Below are 21,947 nucleotides of genomic sequence, written 5' to 3'. Positions count from 1 at the left end.
GGTTCCCGCCCCGGCGCGCTCGCCGATCGTCAGTCGTCTGGACGAGGAGGACCTGAAATGTCGTGGTCGAGATTATCGAGCTTCAGAGTGCGCATCGTGCTCGTCGCCGTCCTGGCGGCAAGTCTGGTGATGCCCGGCGTCGTGCCGGAGGCGAATCAGGCCCATGCCGAGGAGCTGCCTTCCGAGGTGGCGTGCACCCGGGCCGGCGTGCTCGCGGCACGCGATGCCGGTGGACCGCAGGTCAGGGAGGCCGCCGCAGCGGCGCTGGTCGGCGACGAGGAAGAATTGTGTGCTTTCGTGCGCGAGCAGTGGGGTGAGCTGGAGCTGGTGGATCGCGAGATCTTCGCCAACCAGATGCTCGCCAGCGGCGGGCCGGCGATGAAGGACGCCGTCACGCGGCTGCTCGACGCGCAGGACCCCGAGGCGCTTGGCGCGTTCCTCGCGAACGGCTGGAACGACCCGTGGCTGGCCGACCAGGAGATCCGGATCAACCAGCTCGCGGCAGCGGGTGGGCCGCAGGTGAAGCAGGCTGCCCGGGTTGCGTTGGACGCGGGATCACCGGAGGACCTCGAACGGTTTCTGGCCGAGGACTGGGCGCAAGCTCATCGTGCGGACGTAGAACTTCGGATCAATCAGGCCCTCGCGTCAGGCGGGCCGTTGGTGAGGGAAGCTGCGGCGAGGGCACTGGACGACGGCCGATTCTCGACACTCACCCGGTTCCTCGACATCGACTGGGGTGTGGCGGCAGCAAGGGATCACGAGAGCGAGACGATCACCGACCTGGTTCATGCGGCCGAGACCGCGGGCAGCAAGGCAGAAGCCGCGATGAACGCTGCGGTGGACGAAGCCGACCGGGCCGAGAAATCTGCAGGGTTGGCCAAGAAGGCCGCGGCGACAGCCCGTGAAGAGGCGCGAGCGGCGGGCAACGACCGTCGGCGTGCAGAAGTCGCGGCGAGCAAGGCTGCACGTGCCGCACGGGGCGCTGCTGCGGCGGCGGGCAAAGCAGTTGGTGCGGCCAACGAGGCTGCCGCGGCGGCTCGAACCGCGGCGAATGCCGCGGCCCGCGTAGCCCTGGCCGCTGCCAGGGCAGAGCAGAAGGCTGCGGAAGCAGCCCGCGCGGCGGCTGCGGCACGAACCGACCGCGATGCCGCCGCCGACGCCAGGGACAAGGCAGCTGAGGCGTGGGCCGCCATGGACGCGTTGAGCGACGTCGAGCAGGGGATGAACCACGCCTTCGACGCGTTGGACGCAGTGGATGGCGCCATCGCAGCTGTCGAGTCCGCGGTGGCCAACGCCCAGGATGCCCACGCGGCGGCCCAGGCCGCTGCGGAGGCCGCGAACGCGGCCGGTGCGAATGCGGAGGAGGCATATGCGGCGGCGGCGCGTGCCCGCGCCGCCGCGATCCGCGCCCAGGAAGCCGCGGACGAGGCGGTCGACTTCGCCAGGTATGCCCATGAGCAGGCGATCATCGCTCGTGATGCCGCGGAGTCAGCCGTGATCCGGGCGCGGAACGCGGCACGAGCGGCAGAAGAGGCCGCCGAGCATGCCGGAGATGCCGCCGACGCCGCGCAGCGTGCCTTGGAGGATGCCGAAGCTGCATCCGAGGCTGCCGGTGCTGCGCGAGATGCTGCGGAACAAGCGCATGCGGTCTTTGCGGAAGCCCGCAGGCAGGACCAGCTTCGTCTGGCTCGCGAGCGCGACCAGATGATTGAGGCAGCGCGTGATGTCGCACAAGCGGTCGAAGACGCCAGCGGGTCGGATGCCCCGATGCCCAACTCGCCGCGAGCGCACTGGCGGTCGCCGGCCGTGGAGGAGGCACTTCGGGACGCGACCGACCCGAACCTCCCGAGGCACATCGCCGTCGCACGAGCTCGTGAAGCAGCGCTCGGACTGGTCGACTCGGGAGGAACCTGGACGCGAGAGGCCGCGCGGAGTGCGCTGACAGGCGACGACGAGCAGGTGCTCGCCTTCGCACGCGAAGGACTCCGGCGGGCGGAAGGCATGGACGATCGGACGACCCTGGCTGGAATATCGGCCGCCGGTACAGAATCCATGCGCAACGCGGCCCAGGCGGTGCTGGCCGGCACGGACGCCGAGGTCGCAGCCTTTCTTGAGAATCCGGAGTACCCCGAGCGGGTCGTGGAGTATGAACTCGCGGTCAACCAGGTTCTCGCCTCAGCACGCGAGTCGGGCGACCAGCACACGGTAGCGGCGGCGACGACGGCCCTGGATGACGGATCGGTTTCGGCGCTGGGAGATTTCCTCGAGGCAGGGATGTTTGCCGCGCAGAAAGCGGACGACGAGATCAAGGTGACCCAGATATTTGGGGGCGCTCCAGCGGGTAGTGAACTGAGGATCAACGCCGAGGTTGCGCTCGAAGGCCCCCCGGCGTTCCGCGAGCAGTTCCTGAGGACAGGGCAGTACGAGGCAGTTGCGCGTGACCAACGCACCGCCGCACACGTGCAGACCATGACGTCGTTGGTGGCTCAGGCCGCCGAAGTGGCGATGCGTGCGACGGAGCACGAGAAGAGAGCATGGGAGGAAGCTGCACGAGCCGCCGGGGCCGCTCAGGACGCGGCGAACTACGCCGACCAGGCTGTCACGGCAGCGAATCAGGCGGGACAGCATGCTGCCGCGGCTGTCGAGGCCGCCGACGAGGCGAATAGGTCCGCCGCAGCAGCGAAACGGTCCGCAGACAACGCCCTGGCCGCGGCCAAGGATGCGCGGAGATCGGCCCAGGCGGCGGCAGGATCCGCTGCCTTCGCACGCGCCGCACACGTGCAATCCGTCAAGTTCGCTCGATCCGCGGCAGAAAGCGCGGAGGAGGCATGGTCTGACGCAAGAGAAGCCGGCGAAAGCCTCGCCGAGGCGGCCGAATATGCCCTGGATGCCTACGAGGCCGTGTACGAGATGATGGAAGACGCGATCTGGGAGGAAGCGTGGGGTACGGTCCAGCAGGACTATCCCCAGGGCTGCAGAATATTTCCGTTGGTCGCATTCCGGTATGACAGAGGGCTGGACAGCGAGTGTCAGCAGGACGTCTACGACATGGCGCAAGCCATCATCGACAATGATTTCGATCGCGGACCAATGATGCAGCAGAACGCGGAGTACTGCTGGAAGACGTATGTTTATGGTCAGCTGTACGCGCGTTGCATGCAGCACGTGGGGAGCCTGAATTTCGACAACCACATGGAAAACCAGATGATTCTGGATGCTGTATTTGTCGCGTACCAGATCATCGAACCGGCGGCTCTCATCGCGCTCGACCTCCGAATGGGTCGCATACCGGATGCGTTGTGCTCCGCAAAGGATAAATTGTGCGAGAACATCGTCGAGCGCGTCGTTGATCAAGCGTCTGACGTCCTGGTTCCTGACGACCCGTTTTCGCTGGAGTACTGGGAGAGTTGGGTCGGTGCGTGGGAAGAATGGTTCAAGATCCCGAATATCGAGGAGGTCTCATCCGTCAACGCCCGGATGATCGAGGAATATCGCAATTCTGCCTGCCTGGCTGTCGCAGGAAGCAGCGGTATGTCACCGCAGCAATGTGTTGAACAACGCGTCAATGCCGCCTTGGACGACCTGTCCTGGAACCCGCCGACGCTGGAAGTCGGGGAGTGGACCGTCCACATGACGCGGGACCGCATGGTGGAGATTCTCAGCCGTCAGACGTGGGAAAACTTCGCGGTACATCCTTCTGATGTCAGGAAGTATTTCGCAGATGGCGACACGGTGGATGATCTGGATCGCTACCTCGTGGAAGTGGTCCGGCACAACGAGGATCGAATAGTCGACTACCTGGAGGGGCGCTCACCGGTTTCGCTGTTCAGCCGTGAGATCGACGGGCACATCTACGTGGTGGTGCTGCAAAGGGATGGAAATATCGCACAATTCTACCGCTGGTGAACCTGCTGTTTCCGTGTCGATTTCATGCGAGAGGAAAGATCTGCCTTGAATCCTCAACGTATCCGCGCTGCGATCGGTGCCGCAGCTTCAGCCGCCGTTGTGGTCGTGACGTTGGTACTCATGCCTGCTGCCACCGCAGTGGTCGGAACGGCCTCGGATGACGAGTACGCGTTCACCGCGCGGCTCGCGATCGGCGACGAGGAGAACGGGCGCGCCTGCTCCGGTGCGCTGATCGCGACGTCGTGGGTGCTCACGGCCGCGAGCTGCTTCGCGGAGGACCCGGCGACGGGCACGCCGCCCGCGGCGGGGGCACCGCCCATGACCACGGTTGCCACCATCGGTCGTGCCGACCTGACGACCGAGTCGGGCCAGGAGCGCGACGTCGTCGAGCTGGTCCCGCACGAGTCGCGGGACCTTGTCCTAGCCCGCCTGTTCGGGCCGGTTCCGGAGATCGAGCCGGTCGAGGTGGCTGCCGGGCCGCCCGCGGTCGGGTCCGAGCTCGTCGTTCCGGGCTACGGCAGGACGGCGACCGAGTGGGCCCCGCTGCGCCGGCACGCGGGCACGTTCGTCGTCGACTCGGTGTCGGGCGGCGACATCGCCGTCACCGGTCAGGACGGCGCCGCCGTCTGCGCCGGCGACACCGGTGGGCCCGCCCTGCGGCTGACGGCGGACGGCCCGCGGCTCGCCGCGGTGAACAGCCGGTCCTGGCAGGGAGGCTGCTTCGGGAGCGACCCGGCCGAGACGCGCACCGGCGCGCTCGAGGCGCGGGTCGACGACGTCGCCGGCTGGATCGAGGACGTCGTGCGGCGCGAGGAGCCCGAGCCACCGCCGGCCACGCCCGCGATCTGTGACCCGTCGCGGTGCCTCCCGGACTTCAGCGGCGACAAGAAGGCCGACGTCGTCGGCGTCGACTCCGACGGCTACTACCTGTGGCACTTCCCCCAGGCCGCGGGCAACCGGCTCGGCAGCGGGCAGCGGTTCGGTCCCGGCTGGGACAGCTGGGACGTCGTCATGGCCGCGGACTGGAGCGGTGACGGCACCGACGACGTGGTCGGCGTCGACTCCGACGGCGACCTCTGGTACTACCCGCACCAGCGGAACGACGACGGCGTGGACCACTTCAGCAGGCGGATCCAGATCGGCCACGGCTGGGACGTCATGACCACGGTGATGGCGGCGGACTGGACCGGCAACGGCCGCGCCGACATGCTGGCGGTGAACGGCGCGGGCGACCTGCTGCTCTACGAACGAAGTGGCACCGGCAGCGCCATGGAACGGCCGGTCCGGATCGGGCACGGCTGGGACCAGATGCGCCTGGTGGCCGCGGAGGACGGTACCCGGGACGGGCGCGCCGACATCTTCGCGCTCGACGGCTCGGGGAAGCTCTGGCTCTACCCGCACACCGGGAGCGGCAACGGCTTCGGCACCCGGATCGAGATGGCGTCCGGTTGGGACGACTACACGACGATCGTCGCCGCGGACTGGAGCGGTGACGGCACGGCGGACATCATCGGCCGCAACGCGGGCGGCGACCTGTACTACCACGCCCACTGGTACAACTCGACCGACGGCCACTACTTCGCCGACCCGGTGAAGATCAGCCAGGGCTGGGGGAGCTGGCTCCACCTCGCCTGACCGTGCCCCGGACGGCCCCGCCCTCTCTGGCGGGGCCGTCCGCCTCGTCGAACCTGCCGGCGACCGACCTGCGTGGAACCGGCGGAGCACCGTAGCGTGGACGGCAGGACCCGTGACGCACCGGGCTCGCGGGGAGGAGAGGGGGTGAGCCATGGCGAAGACGGAGTACTACGTCCTCGGCGAGGACGGCAGGCAGCTCGACAAGCTCGACGACTGGACGGGTTTCGCGACCGACGGCACGAGGGTGCTGACGGTCGCCGTGTCCGACGACGTGACGCACCTGATCAACTTCGGTGACCGTGAGGGCGAGTGGAACGTGCACGAGGGCGTTCTGCGCATCTGGGCGTGGCGAGGCGGACCCTGGTTGCGCACCTACGGATCGTGGACGTACCTCGAGTACACCCCGTACAAGGCGCCCACCGGGCCGTTCGTCGCCCCGTAGTTCGCCCGGCACGATTCCGGCGGCGCCTCCGGCAAGGGCGTGCTCATCCGCTGACCTGCAGGAACGCTTCCCGGCGGCTCCGTCATCTCGGCGCGGGCAGAGGCAGGAGCAGCCCGGTGAGCGAGAGGCCGACCGCGAGCAGCGGAACGGCCAGGGCGGCGAGAGCCATGCCCAGCGCCGACGACGATCCGTCGCGATGACTGGTGTCGAACGCGCGCGACGTGCCGATCGCGTGTGCCGCCAGGCCCATCGCCAGCCCGCGTGACTCGGGGCTCGAGACGCGCAGGAGGCGAAGCAGCGGCGGTCCGGCGACCGCACCGAGGATCCCGGTGAGCACCGCGAGCACCGCGGAGAGGGAGGCATCGCCGCCGAGCGCTTCCGACGTCGTCGCGGCGACGGCCGACGTCGCGTGTTTCGGTGCGACGGAGGCGACGAGGAAGTCCGGTGCGCCCAGCACGCGGGCCGTGGCAGCCGCGGTGCCGAGGCCGACGGCGGATGCGGCGACCGCGCTGACGACGATCGCGGGCAGCATCCCGAGGAGTCGCCGGGCGTTCTGCCGGATCGGTACCGCGAGCGCGACGACGGCCGGTGCGAGAAGGAAGGTCAGCGGTGTCGCGGCGCGTTGGTAGTCGCCGGTGGGGACGCCGAGCGTCAACAGGACGCCGATGATCACGAGCGTGCTCGTCAGCACCGGGTTCAGGACGCTCGGAGCGAGACGTGACGCGCGCGTCGCGACGACCCACACGCCCACGGTCAGCGTGACGGCGAGGAGTGGGGAGCTCATCTGTTCAGGAGCCGCATCGCGACGATCGCGGTGAGGAACGTCGCGACCCATCCCACGACGAGCGCCACGGCGATCGCCGTCCCGTGCTCGACGATGTCGTCGAGCGACGCGAGGACGCCGACGGCGAGGGGCACGAGCAGGAGCGGGAGCAGCGCGATCAGCGAGTCGGAGGCGGGCAGGACCGCGTCGGTGAGCGCCGCGCCCCACGGCGTGAGAAGGAGGCCGAGCAGTACGAGCATCCCGAGCGTCGGGCCTGGCAGGGGGAGGGCGAGCACACGGCTGACGACCTCGCCACCGAGCGCGACGAGCGCGAGCACTGCGAAGCCCGACAGCCACCTGGCGATGCTCCCGGTCGGCGGGGGCGGCGGGCCGGCGTCGTCAGCGCTCATGGGCCGGCTGGGACGAGGGTGCCTCGCTGCGGCGCTTCGCCTGGGAGTGCAGGGCCGTCTCGATGTCCGTGAGATGGCTCGTCATGAGCTGCCCGGCTCGCCGAGGATCCCGGTCCAGGATCGCGTGGGCGATGTGCTCGTGATGCGCGAGGTAGCGCTCGGCGCCGTTCAGGTCGTCGCGTGCCTGGCCCTTGAGCTCCGTCCAGAGCGTGCTGTGCATCATCTGCGCGAGCTGCGCCTGGAGCGCGGCGAGTGCCGGGTTGCGGGAGGCGGCCGCGACCGCCGTGTGGAAGAGGAGGTCGGGCTCGAACGGATCGGCTCCTTCCCGCACGGCCTCGGCCTGGTCCGCGAGGGCGGCCCGAATGCGCTGGGCGTCCTCCTCGGTGTGTTGCAGGGCCGCGTGCTCCGCGCAGACCGGCTCGACCGCGAGGCGCGCGATCATCAGGTCGAGCGGGCTGTGGTCGCCGGTCGCCTCGGCGCGGGCGCGGAGCGCGGTGCTCGACGACACCGCGGCGGGCAGCACGAGGGTTCCGGATCGGCCGCGGATCTGCACGACGCCCGCGTTGTCGAGCGTGCGGATGGCCTCTCTCAGGGTGTTGCGGCTGATCTCGAGGTTCTGGGCGAGCACCCGTTCGGGCGGCAGCACCGAGCCGACCGCGAACTCGCCGGCCTGGATGGCCGTGAGAAGGCGGTCCACGGTCTCCGCGTGGAGGCTTGACGGTGCGGTCATGCGATGCCGGCTCCCCCCGTGATCCGCAGGACCTCGAAATCGCCGACGACGTCGAGGTCGAGAACGCCGTCGGGCCCGATCGTCGGGGTTTCTCCGCTGACGAGGGCTTCCGCGCCGGTGCGCGCCGTCGTCTCCGGGAGGAGAACCCGCACCCCCGGGACGGGGGCCGGCGGGCGGAAGCCGCGTCGACTCGCCCCGGTCAGGTTGATCAGGTGGAGGACGAGGTCGTCACCGGAGCGCCCTGCGACGACCTCGATCTGCTCGGGTGCCTCGATGCGCCACGAGGCGGTGAAGACCTCGTCGAGCGCGGAGAGGAACATCTCCTGCGCCGGGGACGTCTCCACCTCCCGGTACGACGTCCCGATGGTCCACGGGAACGACGTGACGCTTCCGCCGCCGGAATCGAACCGCCGGCCGTAGGCGGGGTTCTCCCGCGAGGCGATGTGGCCGTACGCCTTCTCCGGCGGTCCGTGGGGCGCCGCGGGCAGGGTCTCGCCGTGGAGCTGTGCGTCGCCGTCCCACTCGCAGTCGTACGCCTTCCCGAAGATCGCCACCAGGGGGGCATGGTAGACGTGATCCGCCGCCCGCTCCTGGTGGGTCGTCGTCGCATAGGTCGACCAGAGCTCCTGGTCGCGCCGGACCCCGCCGCTCCGGGCACGTGCGGGGGAGGAGGCGAGCTCCGCCGTCCCGTCCGCGGCGACGGCCGTGTCTCCGGTCGTGACGAGGTGGCCGCCCTGGCGGACGTAGGCGTCGAGCGCGGCGGCGTGCGGCTCGACCGAGCCGACGTCGGGCAGGATCACCGCGGGGTACGCCGCGAGGCGGCCCGCGTCCCGCAGCTTCGTGATCTGGTCCTGCGGAAGCACGTCGAACGGGTAGCCTCCGCGCTGGAGCATCGAGTAGACCCCGAGGTACTCGTCCGACGGTGCGGCGCCGAGGCGGGCGGGCGTCGCCTTCACGAGCGCGATCCGTGCCGCCGACGTGAGGTCGCGGTACAGCGACTCGTGCCGGCGGAAGAAGCGGGTGATCTCACCGGCGACCTCGAGGGAGGGGTAGGGGATGCGACCGGGGGCGCCCATGATGTACGTGGACGGCATGCCGCCACGGGCGATCCCCTGGGCGAGGTACTGCGCGAACTGAGCGGGCTCCTCGCCGGCCATGCGGTAGGGCATGTCGACGAAGCTGACGCCGTTCACGAACGCGGGAACGGGCGGCTCGTGGTTGCGCAGCTCGCTCACCTGGTCGCCGGCCGCGTGCGGCCAGAGTTCCTTGCCGAACATCTTGCCCTGTTCCGCGTAGCGCATGTCGGCCCGCTTGCCGAGCACGACGAGGGCGTCGGGCGAGGCGGCGTGGATGTGGTCGGTGAGACGCCGGTTGAGATCGGAGAGCACCTCCTGCGAGAACGTGCTCCACGTGTTGATCGCGGGCGTGCGCGGGTCGACGGGAAGGTCGGCTCCGCCGCTCCACTCGCGGAAGTGGTCGACGCACGCGTCGCAGTGGCAGACCCCATACCACTGGCGGCTGTAGTCGACCATGTTGAAGTTGAACCAGTTGACGAAGACGCCGTCGACCGGGTACCGGCTGAGCACCTCGTCGATGATCTCGAAGGATCGCTCCTGGTAGTAGCCGCCCGACGGGCACACGCTCCACAACCCCTGGTAGACCTGGGGCCTGCCGTCGTGGGTGCGGAAGCACCACTCCGGGTGCTCCCGCGCGATCGGAGCGGCGACCTTGGAGAGATCGAACCGCGCGAGCAGCCGGATTCCCCGGCGATGTGCCGCGGCGACGGCGTCGCCGACGAGATCCCCGGACGGGCGGTCCGCGAGGTGGGGATTGCGCGTCTGGAACGGCAGGTCCGTCGGGTGGTTCGAGATGATCCCGCCCGTGTTCAGCAGCCAGGCGTTCGCGCCGTGGGCCTCGACGACGTCGAGCGCCGACTCCACGTCCATCCCGGCGTCGATCTCCTGAAGGTTGCTCTGGAAGACCGCGAACGGCCCGTGCCACCAACGCCCGCCGGCGTGCGCGTCTTCGGCTGATGTCCCCATGTAGATCCTCCTGTGCCGCGAGTTGGTTGGACCAGAGTACATCCCGGGTGACGCTCCGTGGTGCACCGTCGGCTGAATTCCCGACGGTTACTTGACCGCGGCTCGCCGGGCGTGCTCTGCTTGGCGCATGACTGGTCCAACCACAACCGATCCGACAGGCAAGCGTGTCGCGTTCATCGGCCTCGGCATCATGGGTGCCCCGATGGCGGTGAACCTTCGGCGAGCGGGCTACGACGTCGTAGGGTTCAACCGATCACCCGGCAAGGCGGAAGCACTGGTCGCGGCCGGGGGAACCGAGGCCGGCTCCGTCGCCGAGGCCGTCGCCGGAGCGCAGATCGTCCTCACGATGCTGCCGGACTCGCCCGACGTGGAGCAGGCCGTGCTCGGCGACGGCGGCATCGTGGAGCACGCCGCCGCGGGCACGCTGCTCATCGACCTCAGCACGATCTCGCCCGACGTCGCGCGGGAGGTCTCGCGGCGGGCCGCGGAACGCCACGTCCGCGTCCTCGACGCGCCGGTCAGCGGCGGCGAGCAAGGAGCCGTCGACGCCACGCTCTCGATCATGGTCGGCGGCGACGAAGGCGTTTTCCAGGAGGCGTCGCCGGTGCTCTCCGCGCTCGGGACCACGATCACGTACGTCGGACCGTCGGGATCCGGGCAGACGGTGAAGGCCGCGAACCAGCTCGTCGTCGCGGGGGCGATCCAGCTCGTCTCCGAGGCGCTGGTCTTCCTCGACGCGCAGGGCGTGGACCTGGAGGCCGGCACCCGCGTGCTGCAGGGCGGTCTCGCCGGCAGCACCGTGCTGGAGCGGAAGGGTCCGGCCATGCTCCGCCGCGAGTTCCAGCCCGGGTTCCGCATCGACCTGCATCACAAGGATCTCGGCATCTACACCTCGGCGGCCCGGGACGCCGGCGTCGCGAGCCCGCTCGGGCAGGCGCTCGCGGGCCTGATGGGCTCGGCGCGGGCGCAGGGCCTCGGATCGCTGGACCACTCCGCGCTCTTCCTGCAGACCGAGCGCCTCTCGGGCAGGGCGGCCGAGCAATGACCCGGAACCGCGGCCGCGAGATCACGCACGTCGTGACCTGCCTGCTGTGGGGTCCGGACGAGATCGCGGCGCTGGAGCGGGCGTTCGCCCCGGCGACGGTCGTCTCGCTGCATCCGCGCCAGCAGACGGAGCTGACCGAGGAACTGTCCCGCGCCGACGTCGCCGTCACGTGGGGCGACATCGACGAACGCTTCCTCGCCGCACCGCACCTGCGGTGGGTGCACGCCGACCACGCGGGGCTCACCCGTTCGGCGCGCCCCGAGGTGTTCGAACGCGGCCTGCTCCTGACGGGTTCGGCCGGCCGCTCGGCGCCCGCGCTCGCGCAGCACGCGTTCTACTTCGCGCTCGCCCTGACGTTCGACGCGCCGACCCTGCTCCGCCGGCAGCAGGCCCGGATCTGGGGCGGGATCCCCGGGTACGCGGACCGCCTCGCGCTCTGGGGCAAGACACTCGGCGTCGTCGGCCTCGGGCACACGGGGCGCGAGATGGCACGGCTCGGCAAGGCGTTCGGGATGCGCGTGGTCGGCTACCGCCGTCGTGCCGACCCCATGGACGACGTCGACCGGCTCTACTCGGCCGACGCCGGCGACTCCGTCGACGACGTCCTCGAGCAGTCCGACGTCGTCATGCTGGCGGCCAGTCTCAGCGATGAGACCTACCACCTGCTCAGCCGGGAGCGGATGGCGCGGATGAAGCCCGGGGCCTACGTGATCAACATCGGCAGGGGCCAGCTGATCGACCAGGAAGCGCTGATCGACGCGCTGCACGCGGGAACCGTCGCGGGCGCGGGGCTCGACGTCACCGATCCGGAGCCCCTTCCGGAGGACTCGCCGCTCTGGGACGCGCCGAACGTCCTGATCACACCGCACCAGACGCCGAAGCTCCCGGACCGGACGCAGCGCTCCATCGAGATCATCACCGAGAACATCCGCCGCTACCGCGCCGGCGAGCCGCTGCTCAACGCGCTGACCAGGCGGGACATCTTCACCGGCGACCTGCCGCACCCCACCGCCCGCTGATCCCGCCCCACACGTCACCTCCATCGCATCAGGATCAAAGGAGATCTCATGTCGAGAAGAACAGGACACCGATTCGCCGGAGCCGCCCTGGCGGCCGGGCTCCTGGCCGCCGCCGGGTGCGCGGCCCAGGGAGCGGCGCCGGACGCCCAGGGGGAGGCCCGGACACTGGAGTTCGGCGTGCCCCAGCCGCCGAACTCCCTCGACCCGATCGAGCTCCATGACGGCGTGCAGCGCTACGTCTGGGGATCGCTCTTCGACACCCTGCTCGCCCTCGACCACGAGGGCGAGCTCCAGCCGAACGCCGCCGAGAGCTGGAGCTACTCCGACGACGCGCTCACGCTCACCCTCGACCTCCGCGACGACATGTCGTTCTCGGACGGCGACCCGGTCACGGCCCACGACGTACAGGGCACCCTGGAGCGCACGCTGGAGAACGCGGGGCCGCAGCGGGGAAACCTGTCGGCCGTCGAATCGATCGACGTCCCCGACGACCACACGGTCGTGCTCAACCTCAGCGAGCCGGACGACAACCTGCTGGTCTCGCTCGCGCAGGCGGCGGGCGTCATCGGGGACCCGGAGACCCTCGACGCCCCCGAGACCGCACTCGACCCGGTCGGTTCCGGGCCGTACACGCTGAACGAGGAGCGCACCCAGGACGGGACGGTGTACGTGCTGGACCGGCGCGACGACCACTGGAACGCGGACACCTATCCGTTCGAGACGGTGACGATCCGCCCGATCCAGGACCGGACGGCCATGTTCAACAGCGTGCTGTCGGGGGAGCTCGACGCCGGAACCGTGGATCCGGCGCAGGCCGAGCACGCCGAGGCGGCGGGCCTGACCCTGACGGAGGTGGAGGGCGCGAGCCTCGCGATGCTCGTCCTCGCGGACCGCGACGGCACGACGACGCCGGCGCTGGCGGACGTGCGCGTGCGGCAGGCCGTCAACATGGCGATCGACCGCGCGGCCGTCGTCGAGTCGCTGCACCACGGACTCGGTACGCCCACCGCGCAGATCTTCCACCCGCTGACCGCCGGGCACGCCGCCGAACTCGACGAGACCTACCCGTACGACCTCGAGCACGCCCGCGCGCTGATGGCGGACGCCGGCTACGAGGACGGCTTCTCGATGTCGATGCCCGGGAACATCATGTCGACGCACTTCCAGGCGACTCTGGTGCAGGCCTTCGACGACATCGGCATCGAGCTCACCTGGGACCCGGTGCCTCCGCAGACCTCGACGCAGTCCACCGACTGGCCCGCGTACTGGAACATCGGCGGCGCGACCACGCCGTCGCGAGTCGTCGCCCAGTTCTACGCCGAGGATGGTTCGAACAACCCCTTCGGCACGAGCGACCCGAAGCTCCGCGAGTTGCTCGACGCCGTGGCGGAGGAGACCGACCCGGAGCGCGCGGACGATCTCTACCGGCAGATCAACGAGTTCGGGGTGGAGCAGGCGTGGTTCTCGCCCGTCCTGTGGATCACGACGATCTGGGCGACCGCGGAGGACGTCGAGTACGTCGGCTCGGCCGTCTCGCCCATGGACCTGCGGGTCTTCGACACCGCGGAATGACCTCCGGACCGGCGGCCGTTCCGCGCGATGGCAATCGGTTGACAAACGACACGTCGCTCGGCGAGGCTTTGCCGGAGCGACAGCCCGGAGCCGGGCGAGGCGGCCCGGCTCCGGGCACCAACTCAAGGGAGAGTGGCATGACCAGGATGCGAGCACGCACATGATTCCGTACATCGTCAGACGGTTGGCAGCGGGCGCGGGACTCGCACTGGTGATCACGTTGATCGTCTACCTCCTGATCGGCACCTCGTTCGAGGACGTGGCGCGGACGATCCTCGGGCAGTCCGCGACGCCGGAGGCCACGGCGGCGCTGCTGGAGGCGCGTGGCTGGGACCGGCCCATCCTCGTGCAGTACGTGGAATGGCTGGCCGCGGCGCTCCAGGGGGACTTCGGGGCCTCGGTGTACACCTCGCTGCCCGTGCTGCCGGAGGTGCTCTCGCGCCTCGCGGTCACGCTGTCGCTCATCGTGCCGGCGCTGCTGATCACGGCGACGCTGTCGATCGTGCTCGGCGTCTGGGCCGCGTCCCGGGGCGGCGTCGTCGACCGGATCGCCCAGGGCGTGTCGGTCTTCGGGTACATCATCCCGGGACTGCTCCTGGCGATCGGGCTCGTCGTCCTGTTCGGCGTCCAGCTGGGATGGCTGCCCGCCACGGGATACACCCGCTTCGGGGACGACCCGGCAGGCTGGGCACGCAGCATCACGATCCCTGTCATCGTGCTCGTCGTCGGCGGGGTGGCGAACATGTCCGCGCAGGTGCGTGGCCGGATGGTCGACGAACTCCGCCGCGACTACGTCCGCACCCTGCGTACCCGAGGTGTCTCGTCGCGTTCGATCGTGCTGAAGCACGCGCTGCGCAACGCCGGCAGCCCCGCGCTCACGGTCATGTCGCTGGAGTTCATCAACATGTTCGGCGCGGCGCTCATCATCGAGAACGTCTTCGCGCTGCCTGGTTTCGGCAACTATGCGTTCAACGCCACCCTGCAGGGCGACATCCCCGTGATGCTCGGCATCTCGACCTTCGGCGTCGTCCTGGTCACGGTCGTGAACCTCGCCACCGACATCGCGAACGGCTGGCTGAACCCGAAAGCGAGAGTCCATTGAGCACCTCCTCAGGCCCCGGGACACAAGCCGGGACGGTTCCGGAAGCAGCGGCGGTCGTCGCCGCGGAGCCGGCGTCGCGCACCCCGATGTGGCAGAAGATCCTGCGGGATCCGCAGGCGGCCACGACCCTGTCGATCCTCGCCGTCGTCTTCGTCCTCGGCGCGCTCGCGCCGCTGATCGCCCCGCACGGCCCGAACGACGCCGACCTGGGCATGGTCAACGCGCCTGTCGGCACGCCCGGATACCCGCTCGGCGCCGACGAGTCGGGACGGGACATCCTCAGCAGGCTGCTGCACTCGGTCAACACGGCCGCCGTCTCGGCGCTGATCGGGACGAGCGTCGCGGTGGCGGTCGGCGTGACCGCCGGCCTCGTCGGCGGCTACTTCAACCGCGTGACCCAGTCGCTCACCGAGTGGCTGTTCGCCCTGCTGATGACTCTCCCGGGCGTCCTGCTGCTCGTCATCCTGATGCCGGTCACCGGCGGCGACTACCGCGCGACGATGTTCATCTTCGGGTTCCTGCTCGCGCCGGGCATCTATCGCATCGTGCGGAACCTCGTCCTCGCCGTGAAGAACGAGCTGTACGTCGACGCCGCGCGCGTCTCCGGGCTCGGGACCTTCCGGATCCTCGGACGTCACGTGCTGTCGATCGTCCGCGGCCCCATCATCATCGCGGCCGCCTTCATGGCGGGTACGGCGATCGTCACGCAGTCGGGTCTGGCGTTCCTGGGCGTGGGGTCCCTCGAGATCCCCAGCTTCGGCGCGATGATCTCGTCGGGTTTCCGCAACCTGTACATCGCTCCGACGCAGTTCCTCTGGCCGAGCCTGCTGCTCGGCGTGATCACGGCGTCGCTCGTGCTCCTCGGCAACGCCCTGCGGGACACTCTCGAGGGATCGAAGCCCAAGCCGGTCAAGGTCGGCTCCGGTCAGCGGGTGGTGGCCACGACGCACGTCCCCGACGACGAGGCGCCCGAGGCGCTGCTGACGATCCGCGACCTCGGTATCGCGTATCCGGGCGTGAGCGGCGAACTGAACGAGGTCGTCCGGGGCGTGAACCTGAGCATCGCCCAGGGTGAGGTCCTCGGGCTCGTTGGCGAATCGGGCTCCGGGAAGTCGCAGACGGCGTTCTCGACGCTCGGCGTGCTGCCGCCGGAGGCGGTGATCACCAGCGGCTCGATCCGGTTCCAGGACCGCGAGATGCTGGGCCTGAACGACCAGCAGCTCGCGGGGGTCCGCGGGCGGGAGATCGCCTACATCCCGCAGGAGCCCATGTCGAACCTCGACCCGTCGTTCCGCGTGGGAGCCCAGCTGGTCGAAGGCGTGCGTGCCGCGACGGGTACGTCGAAGGCGGACGCCAGGGAACGCGTCCTCGCCCTCCTCGACCGGTGCGGCATCTCCGACCCGGAGCGTACGTACGACTCGTACCCGCACGAGATCTCGGGCGGGATGGCGCAGCGCGTGCTCATCGCCGGGGCCGTCGCCAGCCGGCCGAAGCTGCTCATCGCCGACGAGCCGACGACGGCACTCGACGTGACGGTCCAGGCCGAGATCCTCGACCTCCTGCGCGACCTGCTCGAGGAACTCGACATGGCCGTGCTGCTGGTGACCCACAACTTCGGCCTCGTCGCCGACATCTGCGACCGCGTCGCGGTCATGAAGACCGGCGAGATCGTCGAGGTGGGCGACACGGAGAGCATCTTCGCCGCCCCGAGGCACGAGTACACCCGGATGCTGCTCGACTCGATCCTCGACGAGGACACCGTGCGCACGGACCCGCCCACCACCGTCGAAGGGGCCACGTCATGAGCCTGCTGGAGATCGAAGCTCTTCGTGTGAGCTTTCCCGGGAAGGGGTTCCGCGCCAGGCCCCACGAGGTGCTGCACGGTATCGACCTCGAGATCGGCCACGGTGAGACCCTCGGCCTGGTCGGCGAGTCCGGTTCGGGCAAGACCACGATCGGACGTGCGGTGCTCGGCCTGGTGAAGCCCTCGGGCGGTGCCATCCGCTTCGCCGGCCAGGAGATCAGCGGCCTGCGCGGAAAGGCGCGACGCGGCCTCGCGAGCCACGTCCAGGTCGTGTTCCAGGACCCGTACACGTCGCTGAACCCGTCGATGACGATCGGCGACATCCTCGCCGAACCCCTCGTCGTCCACGGCGCCTCGGCGCGTGACGCACGATCGCGCGTGCGCACGCTGCTCGATCACGTGGGACTGCCGTCGGACGCGATCGACCGGCTCCCGCGGGAGTTCTCCGGTGGACAGCGGCAGCGCGTCGCGATCGCCCGCGCCCTCGCGCCCGGGCCGAAGCTCATCGTCTGCGACGAGCCCGTGTCGGCGCTCGACCTCTCGACGCAGGCCCGTGTCCTCGACCTCCTGGTCGACATCCAGCGCGAGACGGGCGTGGCGTACCTGTTCGTGTCGCACGACCTCGCGGTCGTGCGGCACATCAGCCACCGTGTCGCGGTGCTCTACCGGGGCGACCTCGTCGAGACCGGTGACGCGGCGACGGTCACCTCGACGCCCGAACACCCCTACACCCAACGGTTGCTCCTCGCCGCACCCGTGGCGGACCCCGCCACGCAGCGGGCCAGGCGTGAGCAGCGCAAGCAGTTCCTCGCCTCGACGACGTAGGGCACGAAAGGAATCATCACCCATGACGACGTTCCCCGACGGATTCCTCTGGGGCGCCTCGACGGCCGGTCACCAGGTCGAGGGCAACAACACCAACAGCGACTGGTGGGCGAAGGAGCAGCAGGCGCCGGGCATGGAACTGTCCCTCGACGCGTGCGACAGCTACCACCGCTTCGACGAGGACATCGCGCTGCTCGCCGAGGCGGGCCTCACGAGCTACCGCTTCAGCCTCGAGTGGTCGCGCATCGAGCCGATCCCCGGGCACTTCTCGCGGGCCGAGCTCGCGCACTACCGGCGCATGATCGACGCGTGCCTCGACCGCGGCGTGACACCCGTGGTCACCCTGCAGCACTTCACCACGCCGCGGTGGTTCGCGGAGGCCGGGGGCTGGACGGCCGACGACGCGGAGGAGCGCTTCGTGCGGTACGCCACGGAGGCGACTCGCATCCTCGAGGGGGTGGAGTGGGTCGCCACCATGAACGAGCCGAACATGCAGGCGGCGATCATGACGGCCATGAGGCGGATGGCGGCCGGCGCCGACGACGAGTGGACGAGCCCGACCGTCGAGCGCGAGCAGACGGAGGAGGAGCGGCAGCGCCGCTCGCGCAACTTCCTCGCGTACGCCGACCCGGAGATCGGGCGCAGGTTCACCCGCGTCCACCACGCGGCGCGCGACGTCGTGCGTGAGCGGACGGGCGCGAAGGTCGGGTGGACCGTCGCGGCGGGCGCGCTGACGGCGGCGCCCGGCGGCGAGGAGAAGCTGCTCGAGGTGCGCTACGGCAAGGAGGACGTGTACTGGGAGGGCAGCCGCAGCGACGACTGGGTCGGCGTGCAGGCGTACTCGAGCCAGGAGGTCGACGAGCACGGCCCCGTACCCCACCCCGACCTCCCCGACAACACGCTGGTGGGGACGTCGTACCGCCCGGACTCGCTCGGCATGGCGGTGCGCCACGCCCACGAGACGACGCAGGGCGTGCCGATCCTCGTCACGGAGAACGGGATCGCGACGAGCGACGACGCGCAGCGCGTGCGGTACACCACCGAAGCCCTCGAGGGTCTCCGGGCCGCGATCGCGGACGGCGTCGACGTCCGGGGCTATCTGCACTGGTCGCTGCTGGACAACTTCGAGTGGGGCCACTGGCGGCCGACGTTCGGCCTGATCGCGGTCGACCGCGTCACGTTCGTGCGCACTCCCAAGCCCAGCCTGTCGTGGCTCGGCGACATCGCGAGGCGCAACGGTCTCGCGTGACCGCATGACGCCGGACGGCTGCCGGACAGGATTTTGCCGTTCACCGTCCGGTGTGCGACGCTTCGGCATGGCAATCGATTGCCAGATCTCGGATGGACACGAGGGATCCGACACGAGGGACTCAGGACGATCACGAGGGAGTGATGGTGATGGCGGACGGACCAGCGCAGGGGAGGCCTCTGCGGACGGTCGGCGTCGTGGGCTACGGGGCCGGTGACGCGGCGAACAACGTGGCGTTCATGCTGGCGACGCAGTTCCTTCTGCTGTACTACACCGACGTCGCCGGGATCACGGCCGCCGCGGCGGGCACGCTCTTCCTCGTCCTGCGCGTGTTCGACGCCGTCACCGACCTCGTCGTCGGCCGCATCGTGGACAGGACCAGCACCCGGTTCGGCAAGTTCCGCCCCTACCTGCTGTTCGGCGCGGTTCCGCTCCTCCTGCTGTCGATCGCGACGTTCACGATCCCCCCGCTGGGCGAGACGGGCGTACTGCTCTACGCCTACGTCACCTACGCGATGCTCGGTATCGCGTACACGTTCGTGAACATCCCCTACGGTGCGCTCGCGGCGGCGATGACGCAGGAACCCGCGGGGCGGGCGAAGCTCGCGTCGGCGCGCACCATCGGTGGCACGGTGGTCGGCGCCGCGCTCGGCGCGGTCGTCGCGCCGCTCCTGGACCGGACCGACGACCTGCAGCGGTTCTTCACGACGACGACGGTGGTCCTCGCGGTGATCGGAATCGTGCTGTACACGTTCTGCTTCCTCAGCGTGCGGGAGACGGTGGAGCGGGACGTCCCCGCGGCCAGCCTGCGCCAGTCGGTGCAGATCATGAAGGGCAACCGCCCGCTACTCATCCTCTGCGTGTCCGCCGTGCTGATGCTGCTCGCACAGTTCTCGAAGACGACCGCGCAGGTGTACTACATGCGGGACGTGTTCGACGCGCTCAGCCTCATGCCGATCCTCTCGATCTCGCAGCTCGTCGTCACCTTCGCCGTCGCACCCGTCGTGCCGTCGCTGGTCAGGCGCTGGGGAAAGCGCCCGGTGTTCATCACGTCGGCGGTGTTCTCCGGGGCCGCGAGCCTGGTCGCCTTCGTGGCCCCGACCGTGTGGATCGCCATGGGGGCGCTGATGATCTCGCTGCCCGCCGTGATGATCATGAACATCGTGATCTGGGCGTTCGAGGCCGACACCGTCGAGTACGGCGAGTGGAGGACGGGCGTGCGGGCCGAGGGCATCATCTACAGCGCCTTCTCCTTCACCCGCAAGGTGGGCCAGGCACTCGGCGCGAGTTTCGCGGCCTACGCGCTTGCTCTCACGGGCTATGTCGGAGGCGCCGAGACGCAGACGGAGGGCGCCCTGTGGGGGATCCGGGCCTCGGCCGGGCTCCTGCCGGGAATCTTCGTGATCGCCGCCGGCCTGCTCATGCTCGCCTATCCGCTCACCGACGCCGTGCACGCCCGGCTCGTCGCCGAGATCGAGGAGCGCCGCAGGACGGCAGCCGACGACGAGTCCCACGAGGTGAGCGCCTCGTGACCGAGCCGCCGACCCCCGCCGATCCCAGACCCGGCGTCACGCCGCCGGGCAACCACCACACCCCAGGAGGAACACACATGCTGAGACCCCGGATCACCGCGACGCGCGAGCAGATCTCGCTCGACGGACTCTGGGCGTTCGCGACCGACGCGCAGGTGCCGGACCAGGCCCACGCGGCCCCGCTCGACACGAAGCTCGAGGCCGCCGTTCCCGCGAGCTACAACGACCAGTTCGCCGACCCCGCGATCCGTGACCACGTCGGCCGGGTGTTCTACCAGCGTGAGGTGCGCGTGCCGCGCGGATGGGGCAACCAGCGCGTCCTGATCCGCTTCGACGCGGCGACGCACGCCGCGAACGTGTACGTGAACGACCTGCGGGTCGGCGAGCACGTCGGTGGATACACGCCCTTCGACGTCGACGTGACCGACCACGTGACGGCAGGGGAGACCTTCCGTCTCACGGTCGCCGTCGACAACCGGCTGACGCGGGAGACGATCCCGCCGGGAACGGTCGCGACCGGGCCGGACGGTACGCGGTCGCAGAAGTATCTCCACGACTTCTACAACTACGCCGGGCTGGCCCGATCCGTGCGGCTGCACAGCGTGCCCAGGACTCATGTCTCCGACGTCACGGTCGTCACCGGCTACGAGGGCTCGACCGGTCGGGTGGACTACACGGTCGAGCTGAGCGGCTCGGCCGACGTCCTGGTCACGCTGCGCGACGAGGCCGGAAACTTCGTCACCTCCGCCGCGGGTGCCACGGGAACCCTGGAGATCGCGGACGTGACGCTCTGGCAACCGGGCGCCGGCTACCTCTACGACCTCACCGTCGAACTGCGGGACGGGTCCCATCTCGTCGACGAGTACACCCTGCCGGTCGGGGTGCGGACCGTCGAGGTGCGGGGCAGCGAGTTCCTGATCAACTGCGAGCCGTTCTACTTCAAGGGCTTCGGCAAGCACGAGGACACCCCGGTCCGGGGGAAGGGGCACGACAACGCCTTCCTCGTGCACGACTTCCAGCTCCTCGACTGGATCGGCGCCAACTCGTTCCGCACCTCGCACTACCCGTACGCGGAGGAGGTGCTCGAGTTCGCCGACCGCCACGGCATGGTCGTCATCGACGAGACCGCGGCCGTCGGGCTCAACATGCTGATCGGCGCGGGCATCTCGACGGGCGGGGAGGAACGCACCTTCGGGCCCGAGGTGCTCGGTGACCCATCCCGGGATGTGCTCGCGCAGCACGTCCGCGAGCTCATCGCACGGGACAGGAACCACCCGAGCGTCGTGATGTGGTCGCTCATCAACGAGCCCGCCTCGAACGAGGACGGGTCCCGGGAGTACTTCGAACCGATCGTCGAGCTGGCGCGCGAGCTCGACCCGACGCGGCCGCTCACGTACTCGATCGTCATGTTCGCGAACGCCGAGAACGACAGGATCGTGGACCTGTTCGACGTCATCAGCCTGAACCGGTACTACGGCTGGTACGTCGTGCCCGGCGACCTGAGGGCGGCCGAGCAGTACCTGCGCAGGGATCTCGCCAGCTGGGAGAAGTTCGGCAAGCCGGTCATGATGACCGAGTACGGCGCCGACACGCAGCCGGGAGCCCACTCCGTCTGGGACGGCCCGTGGACCGAGGAGTACCAGGCGAACCTGCTGGCGATGTACCACCGCGTCTTCGACGACATCCCGTACTTCGTCGGCGAGCAGGTGTGGAACTTCGCCGACTTCCAGACCTCGAACGGGACGCACCGCGTCGAGGGCAACAAGAAGGGCGTCTTCACCCGCGATCGCAAGCCCAAGGCGGCGGCCCACGAGCTGCGCCGCCGGTGGACCTCGTTCGGTGACGGCAAGCCCAAGCCACAGGAGTGAGGA

The 21,947-nt window shown here is 69.7% G+C and carries 16 protein-coding genes; 12 read left to right on the top strand and 4 right to left on the bottom strand.

Features of this window, described 5'->3' with window-relative positions:
* The first annotated feature begins 87 nt into the window (after nt 1–87).
* The 3 genes from IIE03_RS21655 (at nt 88) to IIE03_RS21645 (ending at nt 5,983) form a co-directional block, all read left to right on the top strand.
* Nucleotides 88–3,906: an ALF repeat-containing protein gene (locus IIE03_RS21655; protein ID WP_192864840.1), complete on the top strand. Its 3,819-nt coding sequence runs from the start codon at nt 88–90 to the stop codon at nt 3,904–3,906.
* Nucleotides 3,907–4,026: 120 nt separating this feature from the next.
* Nucleotides 4,027–5,541: an FG-GAP-like repeat-containing protein gene (locus tag IIE03_RS21650; RefSeq protein ID WP_192864839.1), complete on the top strand. Its 1,515-nt coding sequence runs from the start codon at nt 4,027–4,029 to the stop codon at nt 5,539–5,541.
* A gap of 151 nt (nt 5,542–5,692) precedes the next feature.
* Nucleotides 5,693–5,983: a hypothetical protein gene (locus IIE03_RS21645; RefSeq protein WP_192864838.1), complete on the top strand. Its 291-nt coding sequence runs from the start codon at nt 5,693–5,695 to the stop codon at nt 5,981–5,983.
* An 82-nt stretch (nt 5,984–6,065) separates the two neighbouring features.
* On the opposite strand, the gene IIE03_RS21640 is transcribed toward IIE03_RS21645, so the two are convergent.
* From IIE03_RS21640 to IIE03_RS21625, 4 genes are read right to left on the bottom strand one after another with little or no spacing between them, the layout of a single operon-like run.
* Nucleotides 6,066–6,767: an LrgB family protein gene (locus tag IIE03_RS21640; RefSeq protein WP_192864837.1), complete on the bottom strand. Its 702-nt coding sequence runs from the start codon at nt 6,765–6,767 to the stop codon at nt 6,066–6,068.
* Nucleotides 6,764–7,156 (bottom strand): CidA/LrgA family protein, encoded by a 393-nt coding sequence (locus IIE03_RS21635; protein ID WP_192864836.1) that lies wholly within the window; start codon nt 7,154–7,156, stop codon nt 6,764–6,766. Before IIE03_RS21635 ends, IIE03_RS21640 begins: the two co-directional genes overlap by 4 nt.
* The gene (locus IIE03_RS21630; protein ID WP_192864835.1) at nt 7,146–7,886 is read right to left on the bottom strand and encodes a FadR/GntR family transcriptional regulator; all 741 of its coding nucleotides are present in this window, start codon (nt 7,884–7,886) and stop codon (nt 7,146–7,148) included. The genes IIE03_RS21635 and IIE03_RS21630 overlap by 11 nt, the downstream gene beginning before the upstream one ends.
* The gene (locus IIE03_RS21625) at nt 7,883–9,928 is read right to left on the bottom strand and encodes an alpha-amylase family protein (RefSeq protein WP_192864834.1); all 2,046 of its coding nucleotides are present in this window, start codon (nt 9,926–9,928) and stop codon (nt 7,883–7,885) included. Before IIE03_RS21625 ends, IIE03_RS21630 begins: the two co-directional genes overlap by 4 nt.
* Nucleotides 9,929–10,055: 127 nt before the next feature.
* Between IIE03_RS21625 and IIE03_RS21620 the strand changes: the two genes are divergently transcribed.
* The 9 genes from IIE03_RS21620 (at nt 10,056) to uidA (ending at nt 21,944) form a co-directional block, all read left to right on the top strand.
* A complete protein-coding gene (locus IIE03_RS21620; protein WP_192864833.1) occupies nt 10,056–10,973 on the top strand; it encodes a 2-hydroxy-3-oxopropionate reductase in 918 nt (305 codons plus the stop codon).
* On the top strand, nt 10,970–11,992 hold the full coding sequence (locus IIE03_RS21615) for a D-2-hydroxyacid dehydrogenase (RefSeq protein WP_192864832.1): 1,023 nt from the start codon (nt 10,970–10,972) through the stop codon (nt 11,990–11,992). The genes IIE03_RS21620 and IIE03_RS21615 overlap by 4 nt, the downstream gene beginning before the upstream one ends.
* A 48-nt stretch (nt 11,993–12,040) precedes the next feature.
* On the top strand, nt 12,041–13,564 hold the full coding sequence (locus IIE03_RS21610; protein ID WP_192864831.1) for an ABC transporter substrate-binding protein: 1,524 nt from the start codon (nt 12,041–12,043) through the stop codon (nt 13,562–13,564).
* Between the two features lie 160 nt (nt 13,565–13,724).
* The gene (locus tag IIE03_RS21605; protein ID WP_192864830.1) at nt 13,725–14,666 is read left to right on the top strand and encodes an ABC transporter permease; all 942 of its coding nucleotides are present in this window, start codon (nt 13,725–13,727) and stop codon (nt 14,664–14,666) included.
* Nucleotides 14,663–16,471, top strand: a complete 1,809-nt coding sequence (locus tag IIE03_RS21600; protein ID WP_225998137.1) for a dipeptide/oligopeptide/nickel ABC transporter permease/ATP-binding protein — start codon at nt 14,663–14,665, stop codon at nt 16,469–16,471. Before IIE03_RS21605 ends, IIE03_RS21600 begins: the two co-directional genes overlap by 4 nt.
* Complete coding sequence (locus IIE03_RS21595) at nt 16,468–17,295, top strand: ATP-binding cassette domain-containing protein (RefSeq protein ID WP_192864829.1); 828 nt, start codon at nt 16,468–16,470, stop codon at nt 17,293–17,295. Before IIE03_RS21600 ends, IIE03_RS21595 begins: the two co-directional genes overlap by 4 nt.
* Nucleotides 17,296–17,317: 22 nt before the next feature.
* Complete coding sequence (locus tag IIE03_RS21590) at nt 17,318–18,544, top strand: glycoside hydrolase family 1 protein (RefSeq protein ID WP_192864828.1); 1,227 nt, start codon at nt 17,318–17,320, stop codon at nt 18,542–18,544.
* Between the two features lie 149 nt (nt 18,545–18,693).
* Nucleotides 18,694–20,076, top strand: a complete 1,383-nt coding sequence (gene uidB, locus IIE03_RS21585) for a glucuronide transporter (protein ID WP_192864827.1) — start codon at nt 18,694–18,696, stop codon at nt 20,074–20,076.
* 77 nt (nt 20,077–20,153) lie between these two features.
* Complete coding sequence (gene uidA, locus IIE03_RS21580) at nt 20,154–21,944, top strand: beta-glucuronidase (protein ID WP_192864826.1); 1,791 nt, start codon at nt 20,154–20,156, stop codon at nt 21,942–21,944.
* Nucleotides 21,945–21,947: the final 3 nt, after the last annotated feature.

The organism is Myceligenerans pegani (assembly GCF_014892515.1).
Lineage (GTDB): Bacteria > Actinomycetota > Actinomycetes > Actinomycetales > Cellulomonadaceae > Myceligenerans > Myceligenerans pegani.
The sequence above is the reverse complement of the archived record's forward strand: the minus strand, read 5'-3'. Positions and strand labels throughout refer to the sequence as shown.

Excerpts from the sequence above, each read along its gene's own strand:
- IIE03_RS21650 (WP_192864839.1), top strand. The coding sequence starts at position 4,027 with ATGCCTGCTGCCACCGCAGTGGTCGGAACGGCCTCGGATGACGAGTAC.
- IIE03_RS21645 (WP_192864838.1), top strand. The coding sequence starts at position 5,693 with ATGGCGAAGACGGAGTACTACGTCCTCGGCGAGGACGGCAGGCAGCTC.
- IIE03_RS21640 (WP_192864837.1), bottom strand. The coding sequence starts at position 6,767 with ATGAGCTCCCCACTCCTCGCCGTCACGCTGACCGTGGGCGTGTGGGTC.
- IIE03_RS21635 (WP_192864836.1), bottom strand. The coding sequence starts at position 7,156 with ATGAGCGCTGACGACGCCGGCCCGCCGCCCCCGCCGACCGGGAGCATC.
- IIE03_RS21630 (WP_192864835.1), bottom strand. The coding sequence starts at position 7,886 with ATGACCGCACCGTCAAGCCTCCACGCGGAGACCGTGGACCGCCTTCTC.
- IIE03_RS21625 (WP_192864834.1), bottom strand. The coding sequence starts at position 9,928 with ATGGGGACATCAGCCGAAGACGCGCACGCCGGCGGGCGTTGGTGGCAC.
- IIE03_RS21620 (WP_192864833.1), top strand. The coding sequence starts at position 10,056 with ATGACTGGTCCAACCACAACCGATCCGACAGGCAAGCGTGTCGCGTTC.
- IIE03_RS21615 (WP_192864832.1), top strand. The coding sequence starts at position 10,970 with ATGACCCGGAACCGCGGCCGCGAGATCACGCACGTCGTGACCTGCCTG.
- IIE03_RS21610 (WP_192864831.1), top strand. The coding sequence starts at position 12,041 with ATGTCGAGAAGAACAGGACACCGATTCGCCGGAGCCGCCCTGGCGGCC.
- IIE03_RS21605 (WP_192864830.1), top strand. The coding sequence starts at position 13,725 with ATGATTCCGTACATCGTCAGACGGTTGGCAGCGGGCGCGGGACTCGCA.
- IIE03_RS21595 (WP_192864829.1), top strand. The coding sequence starts at position 16,468 with ATGAGCCTGCTGGAGATCGAAGCTCTTCGTGTGAGCTTTCCCGGGAAG.
- IIE03_RS21590 (WP_192864828.1), top strand. The coding sequence starts at position 17,318 with ATGACGACGTTCCCCGACGGATTCCTCTGGGGCGCCTCGACGGCCGGT.
- uidB (WP_192864827.1), top strand. The coding sequence starts at position 18,694 with ATGGCGGACGGACCAGCGCAGGGGAGGCCTCTGCGGACGGTCGGCGTC.
- uidA (WP_192864826.1), top strand. The coding sequence starts at position 20,154 with ATGCTGAGACCCCGGATCACCGCGACGCGCGAGCAGATCTCGCTCGAC.